A 26,649-nucleotide genomic window follows, 5' to 3' on the forward strand; every position below is an offset into this window, starting at 1 on the left:
TCGCTCGTGATGGTGTGGGCTGCTGCAAAAGCCGTTGGCCTCACGTTACGTTTTGCGGTGCGGGGGCCGCACCCTACGCTTCGCGGGTCGGGTATGATTGGGGGGCGTGTGAACCGGAAATCGTTTTTATGCCATGGCGGCGAAAAGCCGATGTCTCCTGTGGTGCCCCGTGCGCATCACCAATTGCCCCAAAAAAGCTGGTAGCTGGTTGTTTAAGGTCGCTCGTGATGGTGTGGGCTGCTGCAAAAGCCGTTGGCCTCACGTTACGTTTTGCGGTGCGGGGGCCGCACCCTACGCTTCGCGGGTCGGGTATGATTGGGGGGCGTGTGAACCGGGAATCGTTTTTATGCCATGGCGGCGAAAAGCCGATGTCTCCTGTGGTGCCCCGTGCGCACCACCAATTGCCTCCAAAAAGCTGGTAGCTGGCTGTTTAAGGTCGCTCGTGATGGTGTGGGCTGCTGCCAAAGCCGTTGGTCTCGCGTCACGTTTTGCGGTGTGGGAGCCGCACCCTACGCTTCGCGGGGTGGGCATGGTTGGGGGGCGGGTATCGTTTTTATGTCACGGCGGTAAAAGTTCGATACCTCGTAGGGTGCGCCGTGCGCACCGCCAAGAAGCCGTTTTCCTTCTTTTTAATGATTGACTTCGCTGAGTGATCTGTTTCTATCCTTCCTATCACCTATCACCTATCACCTATCACCTGCTTTTCCCCCGCACACCGGCCTGATCGCAGTCGCGCTTGCGATCAGGCCGGCGCAGGGTGTCGCTGCGCACGAAATAAGAAGTCTGCAGGTGAGGCCTGTTCCCTGCCATCTTGTCCTATGACCTATGACCTATGACCTATTACCTGATTTTCCTGTCTCAAACCCTTCCGTCAGTCTCAGCAGGGTGTAGTGTGTCGCAAACACGTCGGTAAGGGCCGAAATGTTGTTGAACCGGGCGCGGGAGAGGCTGAAGATGGCGTCCAGTACCTCGGTGGAGGTAGCGACTCCCTGCTCGAAGGCCAGGTCCGTGACCCGGAGGTTCTCTTCGGCTTCGGCAAGGCCTGAACGGGCCACGGCCAGGTTGTCGATGGCCACGTCCCGGTCGAGAACGGCGTTGTCAAAGTCCGTGGAGAGGCTGTTTTCAAGCTCCCGGAGCTGATGGCGAAGGGCGGCCTCGTTCAGGGAGGCCTGGCTTAAGGTGGACTCTTTTTTCAGGCCGTCGAACAGGTTCATGGTGACCGAGGCGGTGAGGCGGACATCGTCGCCGTTGACCTCGGAGGAACCGAAGCTGTAGTCGTCTAAGTACCGGCTGGTGTAGGTGGCCGACAGGTCCAGGCGCGGCATGTAGGCGGCCCGGGCCGCTTTTTTGGTCATGCCCGCACCGGAGAGGGTCTCTTTGAGGGAGAGGATCTGGCTGTTCCTGGCCAGAAGGTCGGACTTGCCCTCGGCTGCGTCCATGACCATGGGGAGTTCCGTGAACACGGAAAAGTCCAGGGCGTCCGCTTCAGCTTTTGTCAGGGGGCGGCCCACGGCAAGGGCCAGGGTGTTTAGGGAGGCGGTGATGTTGGCCAGGGTGCGGCGCTCGGTCTGCACCGCGTTGTCCAGCTCCACCTTGACGGTGAGCAGGTCCCGCTTTTTAAGAACCCCCACGTTGTATTTGAGCTCCATTTCCCGGTAGCGGTCTTTGTAGAGGCGCACCGAGTCCTGGGCCACGGTGAGGTTCTGTCTGCTGCGGTAGACCCCCAGAAAGGCCAGGGCCACGTTCTGGCTGACGTCCTGACGCGTGGAGGCCAGGTCGAGCTGCCCTGCCTCGGCACCAAAGCGTGCGGCCTTCAGGGAGTATGCGTCCTTGAACCCGGAAAAGACGTTTAAGGCAATGCTGCCGGTGAACCCGTCATTTTTCTCCCGGATCTCGGTGATGGTGTCGTGGTTGTAGCGGTTGGCTTCGTAGCCCACGTCCACGCTGGGGAGAAAGGGGCTCCTGGCCTCCTGGACCTTTTTTTCGGCGATGGCGGCCGTGGCCTCGCTGGCCTTGACAGCGTGGCGTTCGGCCAGGGCCTCCTGCTGCAGCTCGGACAGGCTCAGGGCGTGTAAGGGGGAGGCAACCAGGCAAAGGGCTGCCAGAACGAGAAGTCGTTTCATTGTGTATACCTCACTGCTGTACATGGGGACCGGAAGGCCCGGCCCCCATGGTGTGTATTAGGCTGAGTAGCGCTCCAGGGGCTCACTTGCCGGCGAGGCCTGCCGGCCCTTTTCTTCGAAACCGATGAAGAAGGAGAGGAGCGCGGGGATGACAAAGAGGGTGAAGAGGGTGGACAGGGCCATGCCACCCAGCAGCACGCTGCCGATTCCTCGATAGAGCTCGGACCCGGAGTCCGTGGCCAGCACCAGGGGCAGAAAGCCGGAGATACTGGTGCAGACACTCATGAATATGGGTCGGATACGGGTTCGGATGGCATCCTTGATGGCGTCCATCCCTTTCATGTTCTCCAGTCGCACGTTGTTCAGGGACTGGTGCACGATGAGGATGGCGTTGTTGACCACCGTGCCCACCAGGATGATGAATCCCAGCATGGTGAGGACGTCCAACGGCTGCCTGGCCACGAGAAGGTCCACCAGCCTCAGCCCGATGAACCCGCCGGCGGCTGCCAGGGGCACGGAGAAGAGGATGATGAAGGGGTAGAGAAAGTTCTCGAAAAGGGCGGCCATCAACAGATAGGTGATGAGGATGGCCAGGGCCAGGTTCCACTTCAGGGCATGGAAGGTCTCCATGAGTTTGTCGGCGTTGCCGCCCAGTTTCACGTTTACCCCGGAGAGCTGGCCTGCCTCGGAGAGGCTGTCCACCTTGGCGCGGATGGTCTCCATGGCCTCCTGCAGGGGCACGTCAATGGGAGGCGTGATCTCCAGGCGGATGTTACGCCGCTTTTCCAGGCGGTCGATCTGGGTCATGCCGTGTTCGTAGGAGAGGGAGGCCACGTCGCCTACGCGCACCAGCTTCCCGTGGTTGTTGACCATGGGGGCTTCCAGGATGGCCTCGGGGGTTTTGAAGTCCGCCTCCTCGCTGCGAACCACAAGATCGATGCGGTCCTTGCCGTCGGGGCTGTAGTCCGCCACCTTTCGACCGTCCATGAGCACGTCCACGTAAATACCCAGCTCCTGCTCGGTGAGGCCGCTGGCCGCCATTTTCTGCTTGTCCGGGATGATGCGTCCTTCCGGGTAGGCAATCTCAAGGGAGGGCACGGGCCGGATCTGGGAGTTGGGCACGGCCTGGCCCACGGCACCCATGAGGGTAAAGCCTGCCTGCACGATGGAGCCCATCTCTTCGCCGGAGATGTTCAAGTCAATGGTACGCCCCTTGCCCAGGCCGGTTTCGAAGATACCGGGCTGGAGGCTGATGCCGAACATGCCGGGCATGGAGTAGATGATCTGGGTCAGGGAGGGAATCAGCTCACCGGCCCGGGTCTCGTCCTCGTCCGTGCAGACCACCCCGAACATGCTGATCATGTCCGCGGAGACGTAAAAGACGTTCTTGATCTTGGGCAGGCCCTCGCCCGTGTCTTTGCGGTAGGTGTCTGTCTTCTCGAAAATGTATTCACCCACTTCGTGCCGTTTTTCGGCGGAATACCCGGGGGGCGGCACCAGGATGCTCATGATGAAGTTCTGGTTGCCCTGGGGCAGGTACTCGGCCTTGGGCATGAGGGCCCAGGCGATGAGCAGGGAAAAGGCGGTGAAGGACACCACGCAGGTCACCCGGGTGACCGTGTTTTTCAGGCAGGCGTTGGCCACGCCCATGATGCTGGAGATAAAAAGGTCCCCGGCCTTGCCCAGAGCGCCTCCCTCTTTCTGGGCCGGTCCCTTTTTCCTGTAGATCAGGTGCATGAAGGAGGGGATCACCGTGATGGAGACAAACAGGCTCAGGAGGATGGCCGTGGTGATGGCGATGGCGATGTCCCGGAAGAGCTGTCCCGCCTCCTGCTTCATGAAGATAACGGGGAGAAAAACCGCCACCGTGGTCAGGGTGGAGGCGATGACCGCGCCGTACACCTCGGTGGCCCCTTCGTAGACCGCGTCAAAGGTCTTTTTACCGAGCTTCAGGTGCCGGTCGATGTTCTCCAGCACCACGATGGAGTTGTCCACCAGCATGCCCACGGCAAAGGAGATGCCCGCAAGGCTCACCACGTTGAGGTTGCGGCCCATGAGCCACAGGGAGGTGAAGGTACCGATGGCCGAAATGGGAATGGCCAGGCCGATGGTGCCCGTGGACCGTGCGCTGCGCAGGAAGGTCACCAGCACCAGGATGGCCAGGGCCGCCCCGATGAGCACGTTCTTCTTCATGATGGAGATGGCCCGCAGGATGTAGGGCGCCTCGTCGTAGGACCAGTTGATGTACAGGCCCCTTTCGGCCAGTACGTCCTTGTTGAGGCGGTCCACTTCGGCGTGGACCCGGTTCACGATCTCCAGGACGTTGCCCCCTTTCTGCTTTTTCACCCCGATGACGATGCCTTCGGCGCTGTTTTCCATGACCGAGACAAACTGGGGTTCGTAGCCGATGCGGCTGGTGGCGATGTCCCGAAGGAGGATGCGGGTGATGCCGTCATCCATGATCACCACGTCCAGCGGGTCGGTGACCTTCTGGAACTTGGCCGTGGTGCGGATGCGGTAGTTTCGCCGGTCAATGCCCAGCACCCCTGCGGAGATGTCGTTGTTGGCTGCGGTGACCCGCGCGATGACCTGGTTGATGGTGATGCCCCGCCGGGCCATTTTCTCAGGATCCAGCACGATCTCCAGCTGGTCTTTGGTGCCCCCGAAGACCATGAGGGAGGCCACACCGTCGACACGCTCGATGTACTGCTTGACCTCGTTGTCGAAGAAGGTGCGCTGGGTCAGGATGTCGGTGTCGCTGCCTTCAAGGGCCCTCATCTGCATCCAGATGATGGGGCGCGTGGAGCCCCCGGAGCTGGAGATCACCGGCTCGTAGACGTTGTCCGGGTAGTCCGACACCTCGTTGAGCTTGTTGGAGACCCGGAGAAGGGCCGTGTCCACGTCGGTCTCCAGGTCAAAGGTGAGGGTGATGGTGGCGTAGTCGTTGTAACTGGAGCTCTCCATTTTCTGGAGGTTCTGGAGGCTCTTGAGGTTGTCCTCCTGTCTTTCGATGACCTCGGTCTCCAGCTCGCTGGGGCTGGCACCCGGCCAGGAGGTCATCACCTCGATTTCCGGCAACTCGGTGTCGGGGGCAAGCTGCACGGGGAGCTTGGAGAGCCCGATCATGCCGAACAGGACGATCATGATCACCATCACCGCAGCGGTGACGGGTCGTTGGATGGAAAATTTAATCAAATCCATGGGTGGCTTGGTATCCCTGGTTTCATCATGTCAGAAAAGGCCCGACGCCCCGGCATCTGGCGTGCGGCCACAAGGCGCCGGGCGCCTTGTGGGGGGAGCGGGTCACGGCTGTGCTTCAGATCCGGTTTACTTCCTTGCTTCGATGACCGTGACAGGCTGGCCGGGCTGGAGCCGGTCGTTGCCGTCGATGATCACGTCCATGCCGGGGCCCACGGGCCCTTCGGCGATACCGGCTGCGCCCTCCACATAGGCAAGGACCGTCACCGGCAGGGGCGCTGCCGCCCCCTCATTGATGGTGTAGACCAGGGTCTGGCCGTTGAAGGTGACCAGAGCGTCCCTGGGGACCAGGGTCATCTCCTGCTTGTCGCTGGCGGGCATGGCCACGGTGGCGCTCATGTTGAGGACCGCTGTCTCCAGCCTGGGGAGCATCACCTTGACAAAGATGTTCTTGGTGGCCGTGTCCGCCACGGGGATGTACCCGGTGATCCTGCCGCGGGTGGTGAGGCCCAGGGCGGTGATGGTGACGTCCAGCTCCTCGCCGGTCCTGGCAAATACCAGAAGGTCCTCGGGCATGGGCACCTTCACGTAGAGGTCGTCCATGGAGCCCAGCAGGCACACGGGATTCCCCGGGACCACCCAGTTGCCTTCATCGGCGTTTTTCTCCAGCACCACACCGGCAAAGGGTGCACGGATGACGCTCTTCTCTTTTTTGAGGAGGGCCAGGGCCAGGTTCTCCTGGAGAGTGGCCTTCTGCATGGCAAGGTCCTCCATGGAGAGGCGCATCTTGTCATACTCCTGCTCACTGGCCGCCTGCTGCTTGAAGAGGGTCTCGTAGCGGGTCAGGTCCTTTTTGGCCTGGGCCAGCCGGATCTCCACCTGGGCGATCTTTTTTCGGACCGTGCCGATCTCGTTGTTCACAAAATCGAGGTTCAGGCGGAACAGGGGGGCTCCCTTGGTGACCTGATCCCCCTCCTTGACCAGTACGGCTTCTACCTGGCCGCTGACCTCGGGGGAGAGGGCGGAGACGCGGTCAAACTGGAGGGTTCCCACCACATCCAGGGTCTTGGCGATGGTTTTCTGGTGAATCTGGCTGGTCACCACCAGCGCCGGAGGCTGGGCAGGACCCTCTGCGTACGAGAGGACCGGCAGGGCAAGCAGGGTGATGACGGTTATCCATTTCATAGCTTTCATTGATGTACCTCGCTACTCGAAAAAAATGGTCGGTAAAAGCGGTGGCCTAAGGAGTTGCGCAGTCAACGCGCGGCGTCCCGTCGGAGATTGCGGTTGGGCCCCGAAAGGTCGGGTTGGAGTCCATGTACGGTCAGGTTGTCTTCTTTATGGGGTGACGGACCCGGTTTTTTATTCTTCTGAACCGATATTTAGATATAAACGCAACACCACCTGATTTCCTGCGGTGGGGATCCGTTTTTTTTCAGGCCCCTGTTGTCAGGCGGGCATGGGATCAGCCCTGAGGCCCGCTGAAATGTAGTGAATCAACTCTTCCAGCATGGCATCGGGGTCCCGGTCGATGCCCAGGATGGCAATGGATTCCTCCATGATGCACTCCCCCTGCATGATGCCGAAGGCAGAGATCCGGAAGAAGGCAATGCGGCGCAGCAGGGTCATCCTCGGGATATGGGGCAGGGCCTTTGCCATGCAGTCGACCAGGTAGATGAGTTTTTTCTCCAGGATGTTTTTCAGGTTCTGTTTGAAGAAATCCTCGTTTTCGTAGGCCGCGGCAAACTGGTGGAAAACGTTCATCCAGTCCGGGTGGGTGACGGTGAACTCATGAAGGGGCGCCAGCTGGCTTCGCAGCAGGTCCTCCAGAACCGGGGCCTTGTCTCCTGCACGGTCCATCACCACCTCCAGGCGCTGGGTCTGCTCCTCTTCAAGGGGGGTGAGAAACCGGGTGACAATGGCTGAGATGAGGTTGTCCTTGGAGCCGAAGTGGTAGTTGATGGCCGCCACATTGACCCCTGCCTCCTCTGTGATTTTTCGCATGGACGCCTTGTCTGCGCCCAGTTCGACGATGAGCCGTTCGGCGGCATCGAGTATTTTGGTTTTGGTATCCATTTAAGGGGTCCGTTGTGTGGGAAACAAATATTTTAAACGCTGTTTGAAACGTCGATAAAAAAGGGTTTTAAACGATGTTTGAATCGGACGCAAGGTTTTTGTAGGGAACAACGCAAAAAAATGACTTTTGGTGAGGAGGAAAGGAGGGTTACGATCATCCGGTGGCGTGACCGCCCGATTCGAGAAATAACCGGAATCAGGGGCTGTGGCTTGTTTTATGTGGGGTATTCAGAAGGTGTATCCGATGGAAAAATGAAAATTACCGGAGCTTTCCCCGGGCTGTTTGTCCAGCTTCCAGCCGTAGAGAAATCCCACCGGGCCGATGGGGGTGACATAGCGAAGGCCTGCTCCGACGGTGGAACGGAAGGAGTCCGAGAGATCGGGCTCAGAGGCATTGCGGAGGCTCCCAGTATCGAAAAACGTGGTGAGTTCCACATTCAAGCCCAGATCGATGCGGGCCTCCACGCTTCCCAGCAGGGTGGTGCGCCCGCCCACGGCTTCGCCGCTGTCGTTGACAAGGAACTTGTTTTCGCTGTAGCCCCGGATGTCCGTGGTTCCACCCAGGAAGAGGAGCTGGTCTTCGGGGATGCTGTTGTTGCTTCCGTAAGGCTCGATGTGGTGAACCCTGCCCCTCAGGGCAAAGGTGAGGCGGTTGACGGGGGTTTTATAGAACCGCAGCTCATAGCGGTATTTAAGGAAGTCGTCCAGTGAATTTCCGACGCCCCCGGAGATGTCCAGAGCTCCGAAGGCGATCATGCCTTTTCGGGGGCGCACAAAGGAGTCGGTGGAGTTGTAGGTGAGGGACGGGGTGACCACCACAATGTTTCGCTGCTCGTATTGCTCTTCATCCCCTGGCGGAATGGGCGTGTCGTTGAGTCTGTACTGCTCCCTGTACTCGTAGCGGTTGTTGAGGGAGGCGTTGAAATCTTCGAGGAACCGTCGGTTGAAGATTAGGGAGGAACCGTAGGTGCGTGTGCCGAAATCCTGGTTGAATTCTTCTAATTTCTCTCCGAACATGCTGAAGGTGGCGTTGATCCGGGTGCCCAGAAAACGGGGCTCGGTGATGCCCAGCTCGGTGCGGTACCCGATGTCGCTGACCTCGGCTGCGATCCAGCCGTCTTTGTTCTGGCCGAAGAGGTTGCGGTCCCCCAGGCGGGTGTGGGCATACTTTTCCCGTCGGGTGTCGTATCCGAGACCCAGTTCATAGTAGTAGGGCTTTCTCTCTTCCACCTCCACCAACAGATTCACCTCGGATTCCTCTTCTTTAAGCCCGATGGTCCGGAAGTGCGCTGCGGAGAGGGCGGCGATGTTTCGGATGTTGCGCTGGGTCTCCAGGGCCTGGGTCAGGGAGAACGGTTCCTCCGGGGTGAGCTCGACCTCCCGCCTGAGGATGCGCTCACGGGTGCGGAAGTTGCCTGTGTAAAAGACTGCGCCGGTTGTTACGTTGGGCCCTTCGGTGATGTCGTAGGCCATCTCGGCCCGACCCGACCCGTCGTCATCGGTCTCGACCCGGGCCTGCCCCGTGATGGTGATATGGGGGTAGCCTTTTTCGGAGATGGCCTCGGAGAGGGTGTTTTCATCGCTTTCGATCATGTACTCCCGAAAGGGCTCCCCCTCCTTCAGGGCAATGGCGTCCCGCGCCTCATCAGGTGTGAGGGCCTGCAGGCCGTTGAAGGCAACGGATGTCACCCGGGTCTGCATGCCCTCTTGAATGGAAAGGGAGATATCGGCGAGTTTTCGGTCGGTTTCGGGGTCCTCTATGAAGGTCACCTTATGGTCCACGGTGGTCTCCAGATAGCCCTTGGTCAGGTAGAGCGACTGGATGGCGCTGATATCCTCGTCCAGGACATCGGGGACGAACTCTCCGGCGCTGAAGGTGCCGGGCAGGTGGGTGAGCATCTGTTTTTCGATGCGCTTCCGGTCGAAGACGGTGTTGCCCTGGATGTCCAAGGCCCGGACGATGTAACGGGGGCCCTCGTCAATGGAAAAGAGCAGCTCTCGCTCCCTGATGCCCTCGACGGTGACGTCGGACTCCTCCATGCTCACCTGCGCATCCAGGTAACCGGCTTTGTGATAGCGTGTTCGGATGTTTCTGAGGCTTTTTTTAAGGCCCAGCTCGTTTCGGTTTCCCTCTTTCAGGTAGGCCAGCTCCTTTTTCAGGGTCAGCCCCCAGAACTCGGTGTTCCCTTCAAAGAGGGCCACGTATTTTTTCCCTTCGTCTATCCTGAACCGGATGACCACGTCGTGGGGATCGGCGAGGTGCTCCACCTCCGGGGTGATCTCCACGTCTCCGTATCCCTTGGCGCGGTAGAACTTTCTGAGGTTGTCCACATCGTCATCGAGCTTTTTCTGGATGAACCGGGGGATCTCACCATAGAAGAGGGAGACCTTCCAGGTGTCGAGCCTCAGCTTGAGCCGTGCGCTGGAAAAACCGTTGTTTCCGATGAGCTCCACGCGCTGGATTCGGTTGAAATCCCCCTTGTGGATGGAAACGGTCACCTCGAAATGGCCGTCTTCCGGGTCCTCTTCCGACGTGACCCGGATGGTGGCGTCCGGGTACCCTTCGTTTTTGAACGTTTTTTTGATGAGCGCTTCCTGTTTTTGAAGCTTTGCGGCAACAAAGGCGTCACCTGTGTAGATGGTCATGGCATTGAGCACCTCCTTCTCAAGGAGGGGAAAAGCCCCGTTGATGTGGATCTCCTTGATCCTCCGGAACGGGGTCAGCCGGAACGTCAGGGCCATCTCTCCTTCTCCCTCGGGCGGGTCGGGCACGTCGATGGCCTGGAACAGGCGGGTGCTCTTGAGCAGCTCCAGGCTTTTCTCAAGGGCTTCGGCGGAAAAAGGTTCTCCCTCTTCCAGGAGGATGATCCGGCGGGCAAAGGCGGCAAGGTGCGCGGGTTTTGTGACGGTCCCCACGATCTCCACGTTGATCTCCGAGATGACGGGGGCGCTGGGCTCGGCCACGGTGGGCCGAGGCATCAGAAAGGCTGAGAGCACTAAGGCAAGGCACACCCAGTACCGGACAGCACAGGGGGCGTTTCGTCGGGCGCATGTGGGCGGTGATGGGATCATGGTCACCTCATCTCCAGCCGGAAGACCAGCTCGCCGCCGAAGTCCCCGTCCGTGTCCCGGAAGGCGTTCATCAGGAGGCTTTCGTAGAACTTGTACTCGGTTATGGCGCTCTGGACCGTGACCCCGTTTTTGGTTCCCACCCCGTATTTGAGGGTCATGCGTTTGGAGAGCTCTTTGCCCACGGTGATGTTGACATCGTCGGCATCCTCCTGGTCCGTGCGTTCCGTGTAGGTCATTTCAATGGTGTCCAGGCCGGTGGCCTCCTTGAGGCTCCCTTCAAGGGTGCGGGTCACCATGTCGGCAAGGATCTGTTTGGTGGACTGGCTGGATCCGCCCTCCCCGCTGACCATCTCGTTGTGCGTTTTGTTGAAGAAGATGAGGGAGAGGATGTCCGCGTCGCTCTCCTCGGGCACCGAGCTCATCTCGAATTTAAGGTTGTCCTCCACCCCCGAGACCGTCAGGGTGATGGTCCATTGCCTGATGACGATCTCGCTGTCCACGTCAATGGTCGCCTCGACCTTGTAGGGGTTGATAAAATCCACCACCCCTTTTTTGATTTCAAACTCTTTGCCCAGGTAGGAGATGGTGCCGGAGTCCACCTCGGCCCGCCCGTTGACAAGGACCCGGCTCAAGGGGCCGGAGACGGTGAGGGTGGGTTTCAGGTCCATGAGCGCAATGTTGTTGTCCACCACAAAGGGGGAGCGGTGCCGGATGGAGATGTTGAGCTCCGTGTTGTTCAAAATGGGGGTGTCTCGCCTTCGGGTGACAGGGGCCTGCTCCCGGCGTCGCTGGCCGAGGTTGTCGATGAGCCCCAGCCGGACGTTTTTGAAGTAGCGCCCTTCCACCAGGATAATCTCCCCTGAGATGAGGGCGTGCTCCGGTGTGCCCTCATAGGTCAGGTCGCCGTTGACCCAAAGCTCCATGGTGCCCGGCAGGGTCAGGGGAAGGGCCTGTGCCCTGAGCCTTGCCTTGACTGTCTTTGGGGTCACATGGTCCAGCCCCAGGGTGCCGAAGAAGTCGAATCGCCCCTTGTCGAGGTTGCCGGTGATGGCCTCCACGGTCAGGGCCTTGGGCGTGATCGCCATGCGACCGTTGAGGTTCTGGAGTTTCTGGCCCAGGACCGGCACGGTGAACCCGATCTGCTTAAGGGCAAGATCCCCGTTAAAGTCGGGCTCCTTGGGGGTGCCGGACAGGCGGGCTGAAAGGGTGATGTCTCCGGTGATGTCCCCAAGGCTTTCGGTGAAGAGGTGGAGCACCTCCATGGGAACGGCTCCGTCTATGGAGAAATCCAGGGTGCCGTCCGGTGATCCCGTGCCGCTGATGTCAAGGTGTCCCTGGTCGAAGAGGGAGAGGTTCAGGGTGTCGACCCGAAGGGTGCCGTCGTCAAAGGAGGCGTTGCAGGCCCCTTTGGTGATGAGAGCGGTTCCGTCGTGGGAGACGGTGAGCTCCGTCACGGTGGCATCCGCGGTAAGGGTCTTGGGGGAGGTGGCGTCTCCCCCGGCTTCCATGAGGCCGGTGACGGTCCCTGTGAGGGTCCTGCGGCCCGCCATTTTAAAAAAGGGTTCCAGGCGGGTTTTCTCCAGCCTGGCGCTGGCGGAAAAGAGGTGGGTGGAAAGATTGTAGCTGCCGGACAGGTCCGCCACGAGGTCTCCCCGGGCCCGGAGTTCCTGATCCCTGAGGGTCAATTCGAGGCTGCCGTCGTCAAAGGGTTCGTTGTTCAAAAACAGGTCGGTGACAGTCATGTTTCCTGTGAGCCGGGGATTGTCGAGGCTCCCCTCCCCGGTGATGTCCAGGCTGAGCTGGCCTCTGGCCGCATTTTTTCCACCGAGGAACTCGATCTCCTCAATGTCCAGGTTCCGGGCCTTGAGCTGCAGGGCGTAGGTTTTTTCAGCCGGGGAAAACCAGCCGTCGGCTTTCAGCTCTTCTCCCGGAGCCAGTTCAACGGTGAGCTTTTCAATGGTCACCCGGTTGTTTTTTATGCGGGAGGCCAGGGTGACCTCGTGGAGTGTCTGGACGCCAAGGTTGAGTTTTTCCGCCCCAAGAAAGAGGCTGCCCCGGGGGTCGGCCGTGTTGCCGGAGAGACGTGCGTCGATGGAGACCTGCCCGGACAGCCGGGGAGTGACATCGTTTAAGCGGAATGCTTCGCCCTTGAGGGTGACATCAAAGGCGGGGTGGGCCACCGCAGCCCCGGTTTCAGGCTCGAGGAGGCGTGCCGTCCCCGAAAGTTCCAGTTGGGACAGCCCGTTTGTCAACCGGGCTGTGTCCATGGAGAGCATGCCGTCCTTGAGCAGGGCAAGGACTTCAAGGTCTCCGATTCGATAGTCCGTAATGGCCAGGGAACGGCCTGACAGGGCAAGGCGGGCCGAGGGAGACCTGAGGGGACCTTTGCAGGAGAGGGTCCCGTCCAGAGTTCCTGAGACACCGGCGCTTGCCAGGAAGGTCTCGGTGTCGATGTGTTCAAAGGCCAGGTCAAGGTCCACGGGGAGGGTGGGGGAGAGCTGGGCCGGTGAGCCGGGTTCCAACCTGCTTTTCAGGAGATGGATGGAGCCCTGGGCCCGGAGCCGGGAGGCTTTCTCCTCAAGGGTCAGCTCATGGATGGTGAGCTGACCGGAGCGGTCCAGCTCGGCTGCCATGCGAAGGGTGCCCAAAGCATGTCCCCCGAGTCCCAATGCGTCTCCCTGGAGGCTGGCCTCGGCCACCGGGTGGGCGGTGGTTCCCGTTACCCCGATGTCCAGGGTCAGTCGGCCGGTAAGTTCGGCTGCTTCAGGGGCCACGCGCAGGTCGGCAAGGTTTGGGATCGCCAGGGAGAGATCGGCTTCAATGTTTGTGGATGCAAGGTCGACGCTCCCGGTTCCGTTTACCGTGGCCTCTCCGGCTTTGAGCTTCAGGTGGCGAAGGGCCAGGCGGTTGTTGTCCAGGGTGAGGCGGGTTTTCAGGTCAAGGTCCACGGGGTCGGGGAGCTGGGCCAGGGCAAGCGCTCGGATTGAGGCGTTCAGTCGAGCCTCCGCGGACATGACGGACGGTGAGGCCCCGGTACCGTCGATGGTAAGATCCGACCGCAGCGCACCGGCCAGGCCCGGTACGTTGCGGGAAAAGGCCTCTAAGGCCGTGCCGGTCTGGCTCAGTTCCAGGTGCCAGACCATGGCATCGAGGTCCCGTGGCCGGGTGGTGAACCCCTGGGGGAAGGCCTCCCGGAGGTCGAGGCTCCCGGTACCCCTGACCTGGCCCAGGGGCGCCTCGATATTGAGCTTTTTGAGGGCCAGCTGTTTTTCATCAAGGGCACAGGCCAGGTCGGCCCGGTCCACCTGGATACCTGCGATCTCGCCCCCGGAATAGGAGAGGGTCAGGTGCGCGCTGGGGTTGTCGGTGGTTCCGCGGGCCGTGAGGTTAAGGGTGACCGGGCCCGAGAGTGAGGCAGGGAGATGAAAGGTCTCTTTTACGGTGGTGAGGGCGGTGGTGGCCGTGAGGTCGATATCAAAGAGGGGGCGCTCGAACAGGTCTTCAGCCTGGCCCTTGCCCTCCAGGGCCACCAGGTCGGAATCCAGGGCCAGGGCGAGGGACTTCAGGCGGTCGCCGGCGAGGTGGCCGTCGATCCGCAGGGCATCGACCCCTGTTGTGATGCCCGCCATGTTGATTTCCCCGCCCCCGAGGCGAAGGGAGGCCCGAATGGTTTTTTCCCGGAGATCTGCATCCTCCAGCGAGAGGCCGACGGTGCCTGCGACAATCCGTCCGTGGGGCTCAGGGGCACTTCGGTGTTCGTATTGGAAAAAGCCGTCTGTGAGGGACAGGGCGTCGATCCGGATGTTGAAGGGGAATTCCCCCGAGTCGTTGTCTTGTGTCGGGGGGGCGGGCTCTCTGGCAGGAAAGGCCGTGAGGATATTGAATGTGCCGGAGGCATCCGTGGCCAGCAGAACTTTGGGTGATTCAAGGATGACGTTATCAAGGGCAAGGGTTTTGCCCAAAAGGGGAGCCCATGCAAGGTTCACAACAAGTCGGTCCAGAGAGACAAGGGGGGCAGACTCCGGGCCGTGGAGCCGAAGGTTGGTAACCTCGATGCTTCCTGCAAACAGTGAAAGGCTCAGGTCGTCCCAGTGGAGGCTCCCGGGAATGGCCCTGTTGATGCGATCCTGGAGAAAAAGGCGGCCGTGGTCCGAGGTGAGCCAGAAGCGACCGGCCACCGCGACCAGAAGCATCAGAACGGCAACCATCCCGATACCGTAGGCAACAACCTTTCGTTTTGTCTGTCGCTGTGAGTTCCCCATTGCCACCCTCTTTTGCGGGCAGATTCCGGTGCATGCATGTGAACGTGCTGTCTGCGGAGCGGGAGCCGAACCTGCGGAGTTTTGGGGCTGCGGTTTGTTCCGGTTGGCGGAGGCAGCGGCGTTGGTTGAGGCTTTTACGTGATGATACGTTATCTTAAGCCGCTGCGAGATATATACATGCTAAAGCCATTCCTCGCAACCAAACGTGTGGCCCTGAAACCAGTTTATACTTGCAAGAAGGCAATGGCTGGGGCAAAAAATAACCATGTTTTGCAATGGGGCTGTTTGTTGTTCAGTGAGCATTGTTTTTGTGTGGCAAGCGGGCTGAGAGGTCCTGCCAACCCCTGGAGAGATAACACACGAGTACTTTTGGTCCCGTGTCACATCAGCGGGCTCGGCAGGGCTGGCAGGGTTCATTTACCATGGCAGGGGGCGGACGATGACAGAACTCAAGGCGTGCGGGAACAGGGACAAACCAGCGGGTGAGAGCCTTGTCGGAGAAGAGACTGCAGACAGCCGGGCTCAGTTGTTTCGCCGGGTTTTTGAAAAATCCACCGCCCCTTCGGTTATTCTCGAAGAGGATCTTACGATCTCCATGATGAATGAGAAGGTCGAAGAGCTTGTGGGGTATTCACGGGCGGAGCTTGAAGGAAAAATGAAATGGACGCGGTTTGTGGTGCCAGAGGACCTGGAGCGGATGACGCACTTCCACCACAGGCGGCGTCAGGATCCCTCATGGGCCCCGGAGGAGTATGAGTGCCGCCTGATGGACCGGGACGGGGATGTCTATGACATCCTGATCAAGCTGAACATGGTCCAGGGCTCAACCAGCGTGGCCACCCTGGTGAATGTGACCTCTCGAAAAGAGGCGGAAAAAAAGCTGAAACTCAGGGAAGATGAGTTACGGGGTATCGTGGAGAATTTTCCGGGGCATCTCTACACCTCTTACAGGGATTACACCCTTGAATTTATGAATGGCCACCTTAGGGCACAGGTTGGCCGGGAGGCCGTGGGTGAGGCCTGCTATTCCGCGATTTATAGCCGGGCGACGCCTTGCCCCTGGTGCAAAGCAGCAGATGTTTTCAAGGGGGAAACCGTGCGTGACGAGTTTTTAAACCCCCGGGACGACCGGTGGTATGCGGCGGTCTCGACCCCCATTTGTGCCATGGACGGCAGCGTGCGGAAACAGCAGACCCTGCTCACGGATATCACCGATCGGAAACTCAAGGAGAAGCGCCTGCGTGACAGTGCCGACAGCTTGCGCAAAGAGAACAGGCGCCTGAAATCCACCATGACCGCACGCTCCCGCTTCGGGGATCTCATCGGGAAGAGCCCCGAAATGCAGGCGGTCTACGAGGTGATACTGAATGCCGCCGCCTCCGATGCCAACATCATTATCTACGGAGAGTCGGGGACGGGCAAGGAGCTGGTCTCCCGGGAGATCCACCGGCTGAGCGATCGCATGGGCCATGGCTTTATTCCCGTCAACTGCGGAGCCATCCCCGAATCTCTCATGGAAAGCGAGTTTTTCGGGTACAAAAAAGGGGCGTTCACCGGGGCGGTTCAGGATAAAAAAGGGTTTTTGGACCTGGCCGACGGCGGCACCCTGTTTCTGGATGAACTCGGGGAGATCGCATTGGGGATGCAGGCCAAGCTGTTGCGGGCCATTGAAGGGAACGGGTACACAGCCCTGGGGGGAAAGACAGTCCGAAAGCCGAACCTGAGGATCATCGCCGCAACCAACAGGGATCTGACCAACCTCATCACCAAAGGCCTCATGCGGGAGGACTTTTTTTACCGCATTCATATCATTCCCATCCACCTTCCCCCGCTTCGAAAGCGGCCATCGGACATCCCCCTTCTCATCGATCATTTTTTGAAACAGTACCCCGGTGCAACGGAAGTTCCCCCCATTACCCCGGCTATCCTGGATGCGTTTCAGAGGTATCGATGGCCGGGGAACGTCCGGGAGCTGCAAAATGTGCTGCATCGCTATGTGACCCTGAAAAACCTGGACTTTACGGAGATCTTTTCTGCAGATGGGGCCATGCCCTCGGTGGACAAAAGGTACCGCAGCGTGTCCGATCACGGCAGGGACCTGAAGTCGGTGCTGGCCGAAACCGAGAGGGCACACATCCTCAAAACCCTGGAGGAGATGCAGTGGCACCGGGGCAAGACCGCACACCGCCTGGGCATCAACCGACGGACCCTTGAGCGGAAGATGGCACTGCACCGACTCCGGTCATGCGAATGATGTGTCGCAATGTGCGGCGTTGGTGTCGCATGGTTGGAAAGCCTCTGATGTAGAGCGGCCTGGCGTTTTATGGCTCTGTTATGCGACATGACTGTCGCATGTCCTTACCCGCCCATGTCTTGTCTGTTTTGCGGCGAAAGCATGTAAAACCAAGTGATTAGCCTTTGGAATGATGCCTGTGGCACGTCCTTTGCTCAAGTAACATGCCGGAAAGATAACCCTTAACGGAACCGGGAGGTGGGCATGTACAGAAGCGAGTACGGGCGAAAATGCGTGGATGCGGCCACAGCGGTAAAACAGGTCAAGTCCGGTGACTGGGTGGATTACGGCAATTTTCTCTGCAGCCCCGTGGACCTGGATGAGGCCCTTGCCCATCGCGCCGGGGAGCTTGAGGCGGTGAAGGTGCGCGGGGTGGGGTACCCGGGGATTCCCAAGGTGGCCCTGGCCGATCCTTCGGGCAGAAGCTTCAACTACAACAGCTTTCATTTCAGCGGCGGTGAGCGGTACCTCCACGACAGGGGCGGCTGCAGCTACATCCCGGTTCTTTACCACGAGGGCAACCAGATCTACGATGACGGGGACCTGACCACCGATGTGTTCATGGTTCAGGTGGCGCCCATGGACGACGCCGGTTTTTTTAACTTCGGCATCGCCAACTCCTGTCAGTACAGCCAGCTCCGCAAGGCAAAGACGGTGATCGTTGAGGTGAATGACAACATGCCGGTTTGCTACGGCGGGTATGGCGAGGCCGTGCATATCTCCGAGGTGGACTATGTGGTCCAGGGGACCAACACGGAGCTGGTCTCCCTGCCCCGCACCCCCATATCCGATGTGGACCGGGCCATCGCCCGGCATGTGGTGGAACAGATTGAAGACGGTTCCTGCCTGCAGCTGGGCATCGGGAGCCTTCCCAATGTCATCGGCAAGATGATCGCCGACTCGGACATCAAGAATCTCGGGGTTCACACGGAGATGCTGGTGGATGCCTATGTGGACATGTACCGGGCAGGCAGGATTTCCAACATGGAGAAGGCAGACAACCCTGGGAAGATGGTCTATACCTTTGCCCTGGGCAGTGAAAAACTTTACGAATTTATCCATCGGAATCCGGCATGCGCCAGCTACCCCGTAGGGTACGTCAATGACCTTCACCGCATCGCGGCAAACCCACGTGCCGTCTCCATCAACAACGCCGTGGAGGTGGACCTTTACGGCCAGGTCTGCTCCGAATCATCGGGGTTCAGGCAGATCTCCGGAACCGGTGGGCAGTTTGATTTTGCCTACGGAAGCTACCATTCCAAGGGAGGGAAGGCCTTTATCTGCCTGGCATCCACCAAGACCGACAGGGACGGTGCCGTCACCTCAAGGCTCCGACCCTTTGTGGACCACGGCACCATTGTCACCCTTCCCCGGTCTGCCGTGCAGTACGTGGTGACCGAGTACGGCGTGGCCAGCCTCAAGGGGAAAAGCACCTGGCAGCGAGCCGAAGCCCTCATCGGTATCGCCCATCCCGATTTCCGGGAAGGCCTCATGCGGGAGGCGGAAAAGATGAATATCTGGAGAGGGGCGCTGGTGCCCCGCGCAGACGTGGCCATGAGCCTTGCGGGGTGATCACGGCCCGTGAGATGACGTAACCGGCCCCTTGCAGGGGCCGGTTTTTTCGTTTTTGGGGGGCGTTGGGGGAAGGGGTTAAATTCCCCTGACGTACTGAACGTTGGAGGTGTTTCGGATCGCCCGGTGAATCGCTGCTTCGGCTCCGGGAACGCCCTTGAGGAGATCGTGGAACAGGGCGATGAGCCCGGCTTTGTCCGTGTCGGTTTTTGTGTGGGTGGCGATGTCCCGCAGGTCGATGAAAAACCGGGAAAAGGTGTGGGGCAGGTCCGCGACCACCGCGGTGTTGAGGCAATGGGTCTCATGGTAGAGGCGGTGGTGGTTGCCCCCGGACTTGTGAACGTGAAGGGTCGCCCCGTTTGCGTGCGTGATGGATGACGATCTGTCGCATCCTTCAAGGCACGTTTTGTCGAATCGCTTTCTGGAGCACCCGATGACTCCCTGGTGCAGGCACTGGCGGCTGGTCATCAGGGTGACGGGGTGGTAGATGCCCATGCACAGCTCCATGCCTTCCGGTGGCACAAGGCGTTTGAGCTGCTCTTTGTTGATCTCCCGGGACACAATGGCACCGGAGCAGCCGAACTGCTCCTTGAGGCAGCGCAGGCCGAAGGAGTTGACGAGGTTGAAACAGCTCCCTGCCATCCAGGCAATGCCTTGCCTGAAGGCGTCAAAGGCGACGCCTGAGTTGTCTGTTACGATGCGGTCCGGCCTGACGGCTTCCAGAATCTCCCGGGCCGCGGTGTAGTCCTCTCCGATGAGCACGGCCGGAAACCAGGGGGTGAGTTTCGGGAATTGGTTGAACAGCGCGATAAATTCGTCTTTCCGGTTTTCAAGGGCCTCGGGAAGCCGGAAAAAAATCTCTGCCGGGGTGGCCTCGCAAAGGGGGATATCCCCGGGTGAAGAGATCATCACGGAGAGGACGGGCGGGGTGCCCACAGGCTTTGGCTTTCCCGGGGAGGGGACCGCCACCGGGGCCACGGGTTCCCGGGAGCCGTTCAAGAGAAAGGCAACGCGCCGGATCAGGGCGGTGAGCTCCTTGAAGGGGAGGTAGAGGCCGGGGGCCAGGTTTTCAGTGTCCACGGCATCGACGCGGTATTCGGAATTGTCGAAACGCTTGAATTTTTCAAGGAGTACGGCACGGCTGAGGCCCCCCGGGGCGCTTGTGTCCCGCCTGGGGGCAAGGGGAGAGTCAGACGCCACGGAAAAGGAGGCCTCGGGGCTGGAGACCGACACACCCAGGGGTGCACCCGGCTCTCCATGGATGCGAAACGTGAGGGCCGTCTTTTCGACGCGGAGCTGGCCCACGGCGAGGCGGGCCCTGGCGGACAGGGCGGCCTTGTCCTCGTAAAAGCGTTCCCTGGTGCCCTGGGGGCAGGCGGGGTTTTCTTTGGATACCTGCCGGATGGAGTGGTCCCGGGGGTTGTCGATGAACATGTCCGAGGTGATCTCTCCGGCCAGGAATCCGTTGGAAAAGTCGCGGTTGAAGACCTTGGCAAGGTCACCGGTGTCGGTGAGCAGGCGGTCTTTTTCGCTGAGGCTTTGGATCTGGTTTCTCCAGCAGGAGACCACGGTGTGGACGTAGTCGAATTTTTTGATGCGCCCCTCGATCTTCAGGGAGTACACCCCTGCCTCGGCAAGCTCTTTCAGGTTGCCGTAGGCCGAGTTGTCCTTGAGGTTCAAGGGATACTCCCTGCCTGCGGGGGTGGTTTCAAACCGGTCCCTGCAGGGCTGGCTGCACCGGCCCCTGTTTCCCGATTTGCCTCCGAGCACCGAGCTTAAGTAACAGAGCCCGGAAAACGAAACACAGTAGGAACCGTGGACAAAGACCTCGGTGTCCATGCCCTGCTTGCGGCTGGCGTCGGTGAGGGCCCTGATCTCTTCCAGGTTCAGCTCCCGGCAGAGGTTCACCCGGGTGGCGTTGAGGGCACTGAGAAACCGGACCTGCCCTTCGTTGTGGGTGGTGAGCTGGGTGGAGGCATGGATGACCAGGCTCGGGAAGTGTTTGTTCAAAAGATAGAAGAGACCGAAATCCTGGACGATGACCGCATCGATGCGCGTGTTGACAAGGGTGTTCAAGAGGCGGATAAGGGCCGGGATCTCGCTTTCGACGACGATGATGTTAAGGGTCACAAACACGCTGCAACCGTGCTTGTGGGCAAGGCTGACGATGCCGGGAAGGTCCTCGGCGGAGAGGTTGGTGGCCCGGTCCCGGGCGTTGAATTTGTTCAGCCCGCAGTACACCGCGTCCGCACCGGCGGCAATGGCGGCTTTGATGGCGTCGATATCTCCGCCGGGTGCAAGTAGCTCAAGGTCTGTCTTCATAAGGATGCGTCGCAACGTCGTTGAAATGGGTAAAAAGGCAAAGTGCCTGGGACGAATGGGCTTTTAGCACTGCAAGGGGGCGCTGTCAACGAAGGGGCCGGTAAGGGCCAGGGTCAACACATGTAACACGTCAGTTGTCTTCGGAGGGTCGCTTTTTGAAAAAGGCTCCGCAACAACGTTCCGGTAATCAAGGCGCTTCCTGATTGATTGTCTGATGCCGAAGGCATGGCCCGTCATCGCTTTGTTCTGCGGATGCCGCACAGGCATGGGGTCGTTTTTGGAGCCCCGCACTTGAAGGTAGGATGACGACCCTTACTTATCGCGCCTTAGCCCTTGCTTGAAACGGTTGGCAGCCGTGGGAACCATCGGTGCCCTGTCGCCGATGGTCAATTTAGGGGTTCTCTAATGGCCGGGGGCCATGTATAACGTGTCAAAGGCCGTGTGTTGCCGGAGCAGAGTCCCCGCCCGGCACGGGCCAATGTCCCCGAACCCTTCCAGAAAAACTATCCAGCAGGCAAAACCACAGATAAGGGTCCCCCTATGGCAAAAAAGCGAAAAGCCGCAAAGGCGAAATCCACCGGTAAAGAACAGAAAAAAAAGAGCCCCCAGGCCGCAGCCCCCGAGGTGAAAAAAACATCGGAACCTGCCTCCGAAGCGGGCCGGGCGTTCATGAATGCCCACTATTTTCTGTTTGTCCTGATCATCGTCGTGCTCGTGGGGTGCTACAACATCATCAGGCCTTACCTGCACACCATCATCCTGGCCATGATTCTGGCCGTGCTCTTTACCCCGGTAAACAAAAAGCTGGAGGGGTGGCTCAAGGGCCGCAAGAACACAGCTGCAGCGCTGTCGTGCCTTTTGCTGACCCTGGTGGTGGTCCTGCCGGTGCTCTTTATGCTCCTGGCCATTATCCAGCAGGGCATCGACTCCTTTGACGCCATCTACACCTGGGTGGAAACCGGCAAGTACCAGGCCTTGTCAAACCATCCCCTGGTGATGCGGTTTGCTGACTGGGGCAAGGGCGTACTCCCGGACATTGAACGCTTTTTCCCGGATTTTAATTTGCAGGCCCTCCGCTTTGACGAGGCCATCCTCAACGTCACCCGCACCATCGGCAAGGCCCTGTTGAATCAGGGGGGCAACCTGGCCGGAGGCCTGACCTCCTTTGTGGGCAAGTTCTTTTTGATGCTCTTTGCCTTTTTCTTTTTTGTTCGGGACGAAGAGGTGATCTTCGACAGCCTTCTTCATCTCATCCCCTTAAGCTCCAGCCAGGAATCCCGCATCATCGACAAAATCAAGACCGTCTCCAAATCCGCCCTTCTCGGGACCTTTGTGACGGCTCTTGCCCAGGGGCTGGCCGGTGGCATCGCCTTCTGGATTACCGGGCTCCCGGCCCTGTTCTGGGGTATTGCCATGGCCTTTGCGTCCCTGGTTCCCCTGGTGGGTACCGCCCTGATCTGGATCCCCGCGGCCATTTTTCTGCTGATCTCCGGGCACTGGGGATACGCCGTTTTCATGACGGTCTGGTCCGTGGTGGTGGTGGGCATGATCGATAACATTGTGCGCCCCCTGTTCATGCAGGGATCCGCCGACATGAGCACCCTCCTGATCTTTTTTGCCATCCTAGGCGGCATCAACTACTTCGGCCTCATTGGTCTTCTGTACGGACCCATTATCTTCGGGCTGGCCATGGTGCTGCTTTACATCTACAGCATTGAATTCGACGAGTTTTTGAACCAGCAGGACAGCAGGTAAGCTGAAAACGCGGGGACAGAATCGGAGAAGAAGAGATGACCGAGGAGACGACGTACCACACGGCAGCAACGCCCCAGGCCTCCTTTCTCAAGGACGTCCTTGTCTGTTCCCTGGGTGCCTACGGCGGCCCCGAAGCCCACATGGGCGTGTTTCTGGACCAGCTGGTGGCCAGGCGTAACCACGTGACGGAAGAGGAACTGGTTGAATTGCTGGCGCTATGCAGTATTCTTCCGGGGCCCACGAGCACCCAGACCATCGTGGCCGTGGGGTACAAGAAAGGCGGCCCCTTGCTCGCCTTTCTCACCATGCTGGTCTGGGCCGCGCCTGTGCTGCTCATCATGACGGCCCTGTCATTTCTCTACGCCCTTTTGGCGACGGCCCACGTGTCGCCGGAGATCCTGCGGTTCATCGGCCCCATGGCCGTGGGGTTCATTCTTCTGGCGGCCTGGCGCATCGGCAAAAAAGTCGTTACCGACAAGCTGACATGCCTTTTGATGGTTTTTGGTGCGGTGAGTACATACCTCGTCAGAACCCCTTGGATCTTTCCCCTGGTGCTGGTGGCGGGGGGAGCGGCAAGTATCCTTGCCTCCCGGGAAAAGGCAATCTGGAACAAACCCCGCATCAATCCGCCCTGGGGCTACCTGGGCCTGTTCCTTCTCTGCACGGCAGGTTCCCTCGTGCTTTCCCTTGCAACGGACATACGGTTTTTCAAACTGTTCGAGAGTTTTTATCGGTACGGGTACCTGGTGTTCGGAGGAGGACAGGTCGTTGTGCCGGTTATGCACAGCGAGCTGGTGGAGGTGAACCGGTACATGACCAACGGAGAGTTTCTCACCGGCTACGGGCTGGTGCAGGGATTGCCCGGCCCCATGTTCAGCTTTGCAGCCTATGCGGGCGGCATGGCCTCACGCCACGGCTCCACCCTTCAACAAGTCATGGGGGCCCTTGCCGGTGGCATCGGGATCTTCCTGCCGGGTCTTCTGCTTATCTATTTTATCTGTCCCGTGTGGGAGCGCATCAAAGAGGTGAAGGCCATCAAGATCTCCCTTCAAGGTGTCAACGCCGTGGCAGGGGGCATGATCACGGCTGCGGCGATTATCCTGATACAGGCCAACGGTGTGGGCTTTGCCAACCTGGCCATGACCACCACCACCGTGGCCATCCTTGCCACCGGAAAGGTTCCGGCACCCCTTATGGTGGTGATGGCCCTTGTGGCAGGTATCGTTCCTTTCTGAACTTGTAACTATTCAGCTCCAAAAAACAGCCTCCGGCGGCAAGGTGTGCCACCTTGAAAGCAGATAGCAGATGTCATTTGCCCCTCGTTCCTCGGGTCAAATCACATCTGCATTTAAAACGGCATTCATGTCCCTTTTTTTTGTGACCTGTTTGTTAAACTTTTTAAAAGTTTAGCCCCCGGCAGGGCCGCCGGAGGCATAAGCTGAATAGTTACCTGAACTTTTTGAAAAGGTTCATAAACAGGTTTTAACCGCAATTTGATTATGCTCGAGTGGCTTGGTTTGCCGTTACGATTTACTGAATCGTCCGTGGCTTTTCTGGTACTTTGCGACGAGCTTGTCTCTGGAGGACGAGGTATTGAGTGCCCGGGCGGATTGGCCTTGGTACTTGGACGTGGCATGTCGTGCGGTGCGTGCGGCTTTCATGAGGGCGGCCATGGCGTAGAGAAAGACCATGCCGATAAAGCTGGCGCCGACGGCCCCCGGCACCAGGGTTTTTTTCAAGGGAATGCCGACGGGGGGGAGGCGTGGTTCATCGGGGTTCTGGGGATCATAGAGGATCTCGGTGAGGTCTCCGGATTCTCCCTGGGGCTTGGTGGGTTGTAATAAGGTTTTTGCGTAGATGCGTTTGCCGTCAGGCGTCGTAAACTCGACGCTGAATCCGTAGGATACTCCTTGTCTGGAGTAGTTGGTGATATGGGACATGATTTCGGCCCTTGTGGAGATCGCTCTGGCTTTGAACGCTTCCACGGACCGGTAGTCCTGGTAGTTTTGGTGTGATTCCCTGAGGCCCAGGCACCCGATCACTAAAAAGATACCCATGATGATGGGAACGATGCTGAATGATTTCATTGCTGCTCCATGGCTTCCAGGCCTTGCCGAAGAACCGACCGCTGGAAAATTCCTGAAATAAGGTATGTAGTATTCCTAAGCGAATACCTGAATTGGCTTATATCAGATTGTTCTTACAGTGCAATGGAAAGGTGAGGACAGAAGGAGAGAAAATGCCTTGTGCAGGTTTTTTTGGGGGGGATGGGGTCAGGTTACTGCATTTTTGTTCAAAAACAATTCTACCTTATTGACGACCTCTTCCGGCTTTTCCTTGTGGGGGATGTGTCCGCAGTTGTTCAGGATGGCCATTTCTGAAATGCCTTTCGCCTTGTGTGCGATGAATTCAGGAAACGCGGTGGAGCCGTATTCGTCGTTTTCGCCGTGGATCGCAAGGACAGGGCATGTCACTTCGCCCATGCAGGCGTCCAGGCTCCAGCCGGAAAACGCGCTGGAGAGCCAGATGTCGGTCCAGGCCCTGAACACCCACTCCCCTTTGTCTCCGTGCCATTTTTTCAGTCGGTCCATCTGGCCCGGCTCTTGGAACGCTTTCTGTGCCGCTTTAATGCCTGCCACCGTTCGATCCTCCACAAAGGCTTGCGATGCCTCGGTTATCACCGCCACACATCCTTTGTCCCGGGCAGCGATGTTGACGGCCATGGCGCCTCCCACGCTGTGGCCGAAGAGGATATAGTCCTCTAAGCTGAAGTGCCTTTTAACCCACGGAAAGTAATCGGTGGCTTCCTCTTCGATGAAACGGATGGAAGGAAGCTCTTTTCGCGGAGAGGATCGACCGAAACCCAACCGGTCGTAGGCGATGACACACAGAGATAAACGCTCGGCAAGTGTAAGGGGAAAATGGTGCCACAGGTCCACACATCCCAGGGAGTCATGGAGCAGCACCATGGGGACGGATGACGATGGGTTTTGTGGCGTCCATTTTTTTGCATGAAACGATCCGGCATCCGTGACGATGCAGAGATGCTCAACGGTACACGTCATGCTGACTCCTTGAAGCCACGGAATCCTTGGGAGAGGGCACAAAGGCCAAGACCCTTGCCGGGCTGCCGGAGCCGCCCCTGACGGGCCAGCCGCCGATAACCAGCACGCTGCCGAAGGGAGGCAGGCGGTGCAGGCCGGTGAGGCATTCCAGGATCATGCCGTCGGCGTCATACATGGCAAAGCTGGCGCCGAACTTCGTGTCGTTGCCGGGGTCTGCACCGTGGGTGTCTGTCCCCAGCCCCACCACTGCGCGTTCGTTGATGAGGAATTCGGCGGTGTCGGCGCTGAAGCCGGGCCAGTGCAGGTTCATTTCCTTGTCTGCTCCGAGGAAGGCCTCAGGGGCGTGCCACTTGTCCTGCCATCCGGTGAAGAGGATCACCAGACTTCCGGGCGGTACGTGTTGGCCTTGTGCTTTCTCCCAGGCCTTCAGTTCGTCGATGGAAAAGCGATGGTCCGCATCTTGTTCGGCAATTTCCCGGATATCGATGACAACAGCGGGCACCACCAGCTCCCGGGCTTCAAACATCTCAGCGCTTCGTGCGCCCTTGATAAAGGTGTTCGGGGTGCCCCAGTGCGTGCCGCTGTGCTCTCCTATGGCAATGCGATTGATGAAGTACTGGTCTTTCTCATAGGTGGCCCATGGCGTAACCTCAAAGGCGGGATCTCCCGGCCAGATGGGAATGTCCGGTGTCAGGGGTTGAGTTAAATCCACGATGTCGCCGTTGAAGGGGGAGGCGGGCTGCAACGCTGCGGGCTGGTGTGAAGCGCAGGCTGTGAAAAAAAGCATGGCTGCGGCAAGAACAGGGAGGGTGACGGAGCGTTTTTTCATTCAGGTTCCTCGCGTAGCGTATTTCCGGGTTAGCTTTTTGTGATCATGGGGGGAATTTTGTATGCTCAGATATGCTGGCCCC

At 59.2% G+C, this 26,649-nt stretch carries 15 protein-coding genes; 5 read left to right on the forward strand and 10 right to left on the reverse strand.

All coding sequences use genetic code 11. The features are described 5' to 3' along the window. Positions 1-204 (forward strand): hypothetical protein (locus MSL71_RS23985; RefSeq protein WP_218951126.1); only part of this gene is annotated, 204 nt, incomplete at its 5' end. 626 nt (positions 205-830) lie between these two features. Here MSL71_RS23985 and MSL71_RS23990 read toward each other — a convergent pair. The 6 genes from MSL71_RS23990 to MSL71_RS24015 all read right to left on the reverse strand — a co-directional run bounded on the left by MSL71_RS23990 (position 831) and on the right by MSL71_RS24015 (position 14,731). Continuing rightward, positions 831-2,123, reverse strand: coding sequence for a TolC family protein (locus MSL71_RS23990; protein WP_180146228.1), 1,293 nt, complete (start codon positions 2,121-2,123; stop codon positions 831-833). A 57-nt stretch (positions 2,124-2,180) separates the two neighbouring features. After that, positions 2,181-5,324 carry an efflux RND transporter permease subunit gene (locus MSL71_RS23995; protein ID WP_180146231.1) on the reverse strand — a complete coding sequence of 1,048 codons (3,144 nt, stop codon included), beginning with the start codon at positions 5,322-5,324 and terminating at the stop codon, positions 2,181-2,183. A gap of 126 nt (positions 5,325-5,450) precedes the next feature. Next, positions 5,451-6,506 (reverse strand): efflux RND transporter periplasmic adaptor subunit, encoded by a 1,056-nt coding sequence (locus tag MSL71_RS24000; RefSeq protein WP_180146234.1) that lies wholly within the window; start codon positions 6,504-6,506, stop codon positions 5,451-5,453. Between the two features lie 264 nt (positions 6,507-6,770). Further along, the gene (locus MSL71_RS24005) at positions 6,771-7,397 is read right to left on the reverse strand and encodes a TetR/AcrR family transcriptional regulator (RefSeq protein ID WP_180146237.1); all 627 of its coding nucleotides are present in this window, start codon (positions 7,395-7,397) and stop codon (positions 6,771-6,773) included. Between the two features lie 228 nt (positions 7,398-7,625). Then, positions 7,626-10,469 (reverse strand): outer membrane protein assembly factor BamA, encoded by a 2,844-nt coding sequence (gene bamA / locus MSL71_RS24010; RefSeq protein ID WP_180146240.1) that lies wholly within the window; start codon positions 10,467-10,469, stop codon positions 7,626-7,628. Positions 10,470-10,471: 2 nt separating this feature from the next. Continuing rightward, the gene (locus MSL71_RS24015) at positions 10,472-14,731 is read right to left on the reverse strand and encodes a translocation/assembly module TamB domain-containing protein (protein ID WP_180146242.1); all 4,260 of its coding nucleotides are present in this window, start codon (positions 14,729-14,731) and stop codon (positions 10,472-10,474) included. Between the two features lie 439 nt (positions 14,732-15,170). Between MSL71_RS24015 and MSL71_RS24020 the strand changes: the two genes are divergently transcribed. After that, positions 15,171-16,985, forward strand: a complete 1,815-nt coding sequence (locus tag MSL71_RS24020) for a sigma 54-interacting transcriptional regulator (RefSeq protein WP_180146245.1) — start codon at positions 15,171-15,173, stop codon at positions 16,983-16,985. Between the two features lie 243 nt (positions 16,986-17,228). Further along, entirely contained in the window at positions 17,229-18,596 is a 1,368-nt protein-coding gene (locus MSL71_RS24025; RefSeq protein WP_180146248.1) for an acetyl-CoA hydrolase/transferase family protein, read from the forward strand. A 78-nt stretch (positions 18,597-18,674) separates the two neighbouring features. Here MSL71_RS24025 and MSL71_RS24030 read toward each other — a convergent pair whose 3' ends face one another. Continuing rightward, complete coding sequence (locus MSL71_RS24030; protein ID WP_180146251.1) at positions 18,675-20,918, reverse strand: peptidase U32 family protein; 2,244 nt, start codon at positions 20,916-20,918, stop codon at positions 18,675-18,677. Positions 20,919-21,458: 540 nt separating this feature from the next. On the opposite strand from MSL71_RS24030, the gene MSL71_RS24035 reads away from it, so the two are divergent. Further along, positions 21,459-22,673: an AI-2E family transporter gene (locus MSL71_RS24035; protein WP_180146255.1), complete on the forward strand. Its 1,215-nt coding sequence runs from the start codon at positions 21,459-21,461 to the stop codon at positions 22,671-22,673. Positions 22,674-22,708: 35 nt separating this feature from the next. Then, positions 22,709-23,908: a chromate efflux transporter gene (gene chrA / locus MSL71_RS24040; protein ID WP_180146258.1), complete on the forward strand. Its 1,200-nt coding sequence runs from the start codon at positions 22,709-22,711 to the stop codon at positions 23,906-23,908. A gap of 288 nt (positions 23,909-24,196) precedes the next feature. Here the strand turns inward: chrA and MSL71_RS24045 are convergent, their stop codons facing one another. The 3 genes from MSL71_RS24045 to MSL71_RS24055 all read right to left on the reverse strand — a co-directional run bounded on the left by MSL71_RS24045 (position 24,197) and on the right by MSL71_RS24055 (position 26,567). Beyond that, positions 24,197-24,760, reverse strand: coding sequence for a DUF3592 domain-containing protein (locus tag MSL71_RS24045; RefSeq protein ID WP_180146261.1), 564 nt, complete (start codon positions 24,758-24,760; stop codon positions 24,197-24,199). Positions 24,761-24,946: 186 nt separating this feature from the next. Continuing rightward, the gene (locus tag MSL71_RS24050) at positions 24,947-25,738 is read right to left on the reverse strand and encodes an alpha/beta fold hydrolase (RefSeq protein ID WP_180146264.1); all 792 of its coding nucleotides are present in this window, start codon (positions 25,736-25,738) and stop codon (positions 24,947-24,949) included. Continuing rightward, a complete protein-coding gene (locus MSL71_RS24055) occupies positions 25,722-26,567 on the reverse strand; it encodes a cyclase family protein (protein ID WP_180146267.1) in 846 nt (281 codons plus the stop codon). Before MSL71_RS24055 ends, MSL71_RS24050 begins: the two co-directional genes overlap by 17 nt. Positions 26,568-26,649: the final 82 nt, after the last annotated feature.

The sequence above is a fragment of the Desulfoluna butyratoxydans genome, from assembly GCF_900699765.1.
Taxonomy (GTDB): Bacteria; Desulfobacterota; Desulfobacteria; order Desulfobacterales; family Desulfolunaceae; genus Desulfoluna; species Desulfoluna butyratoxydans.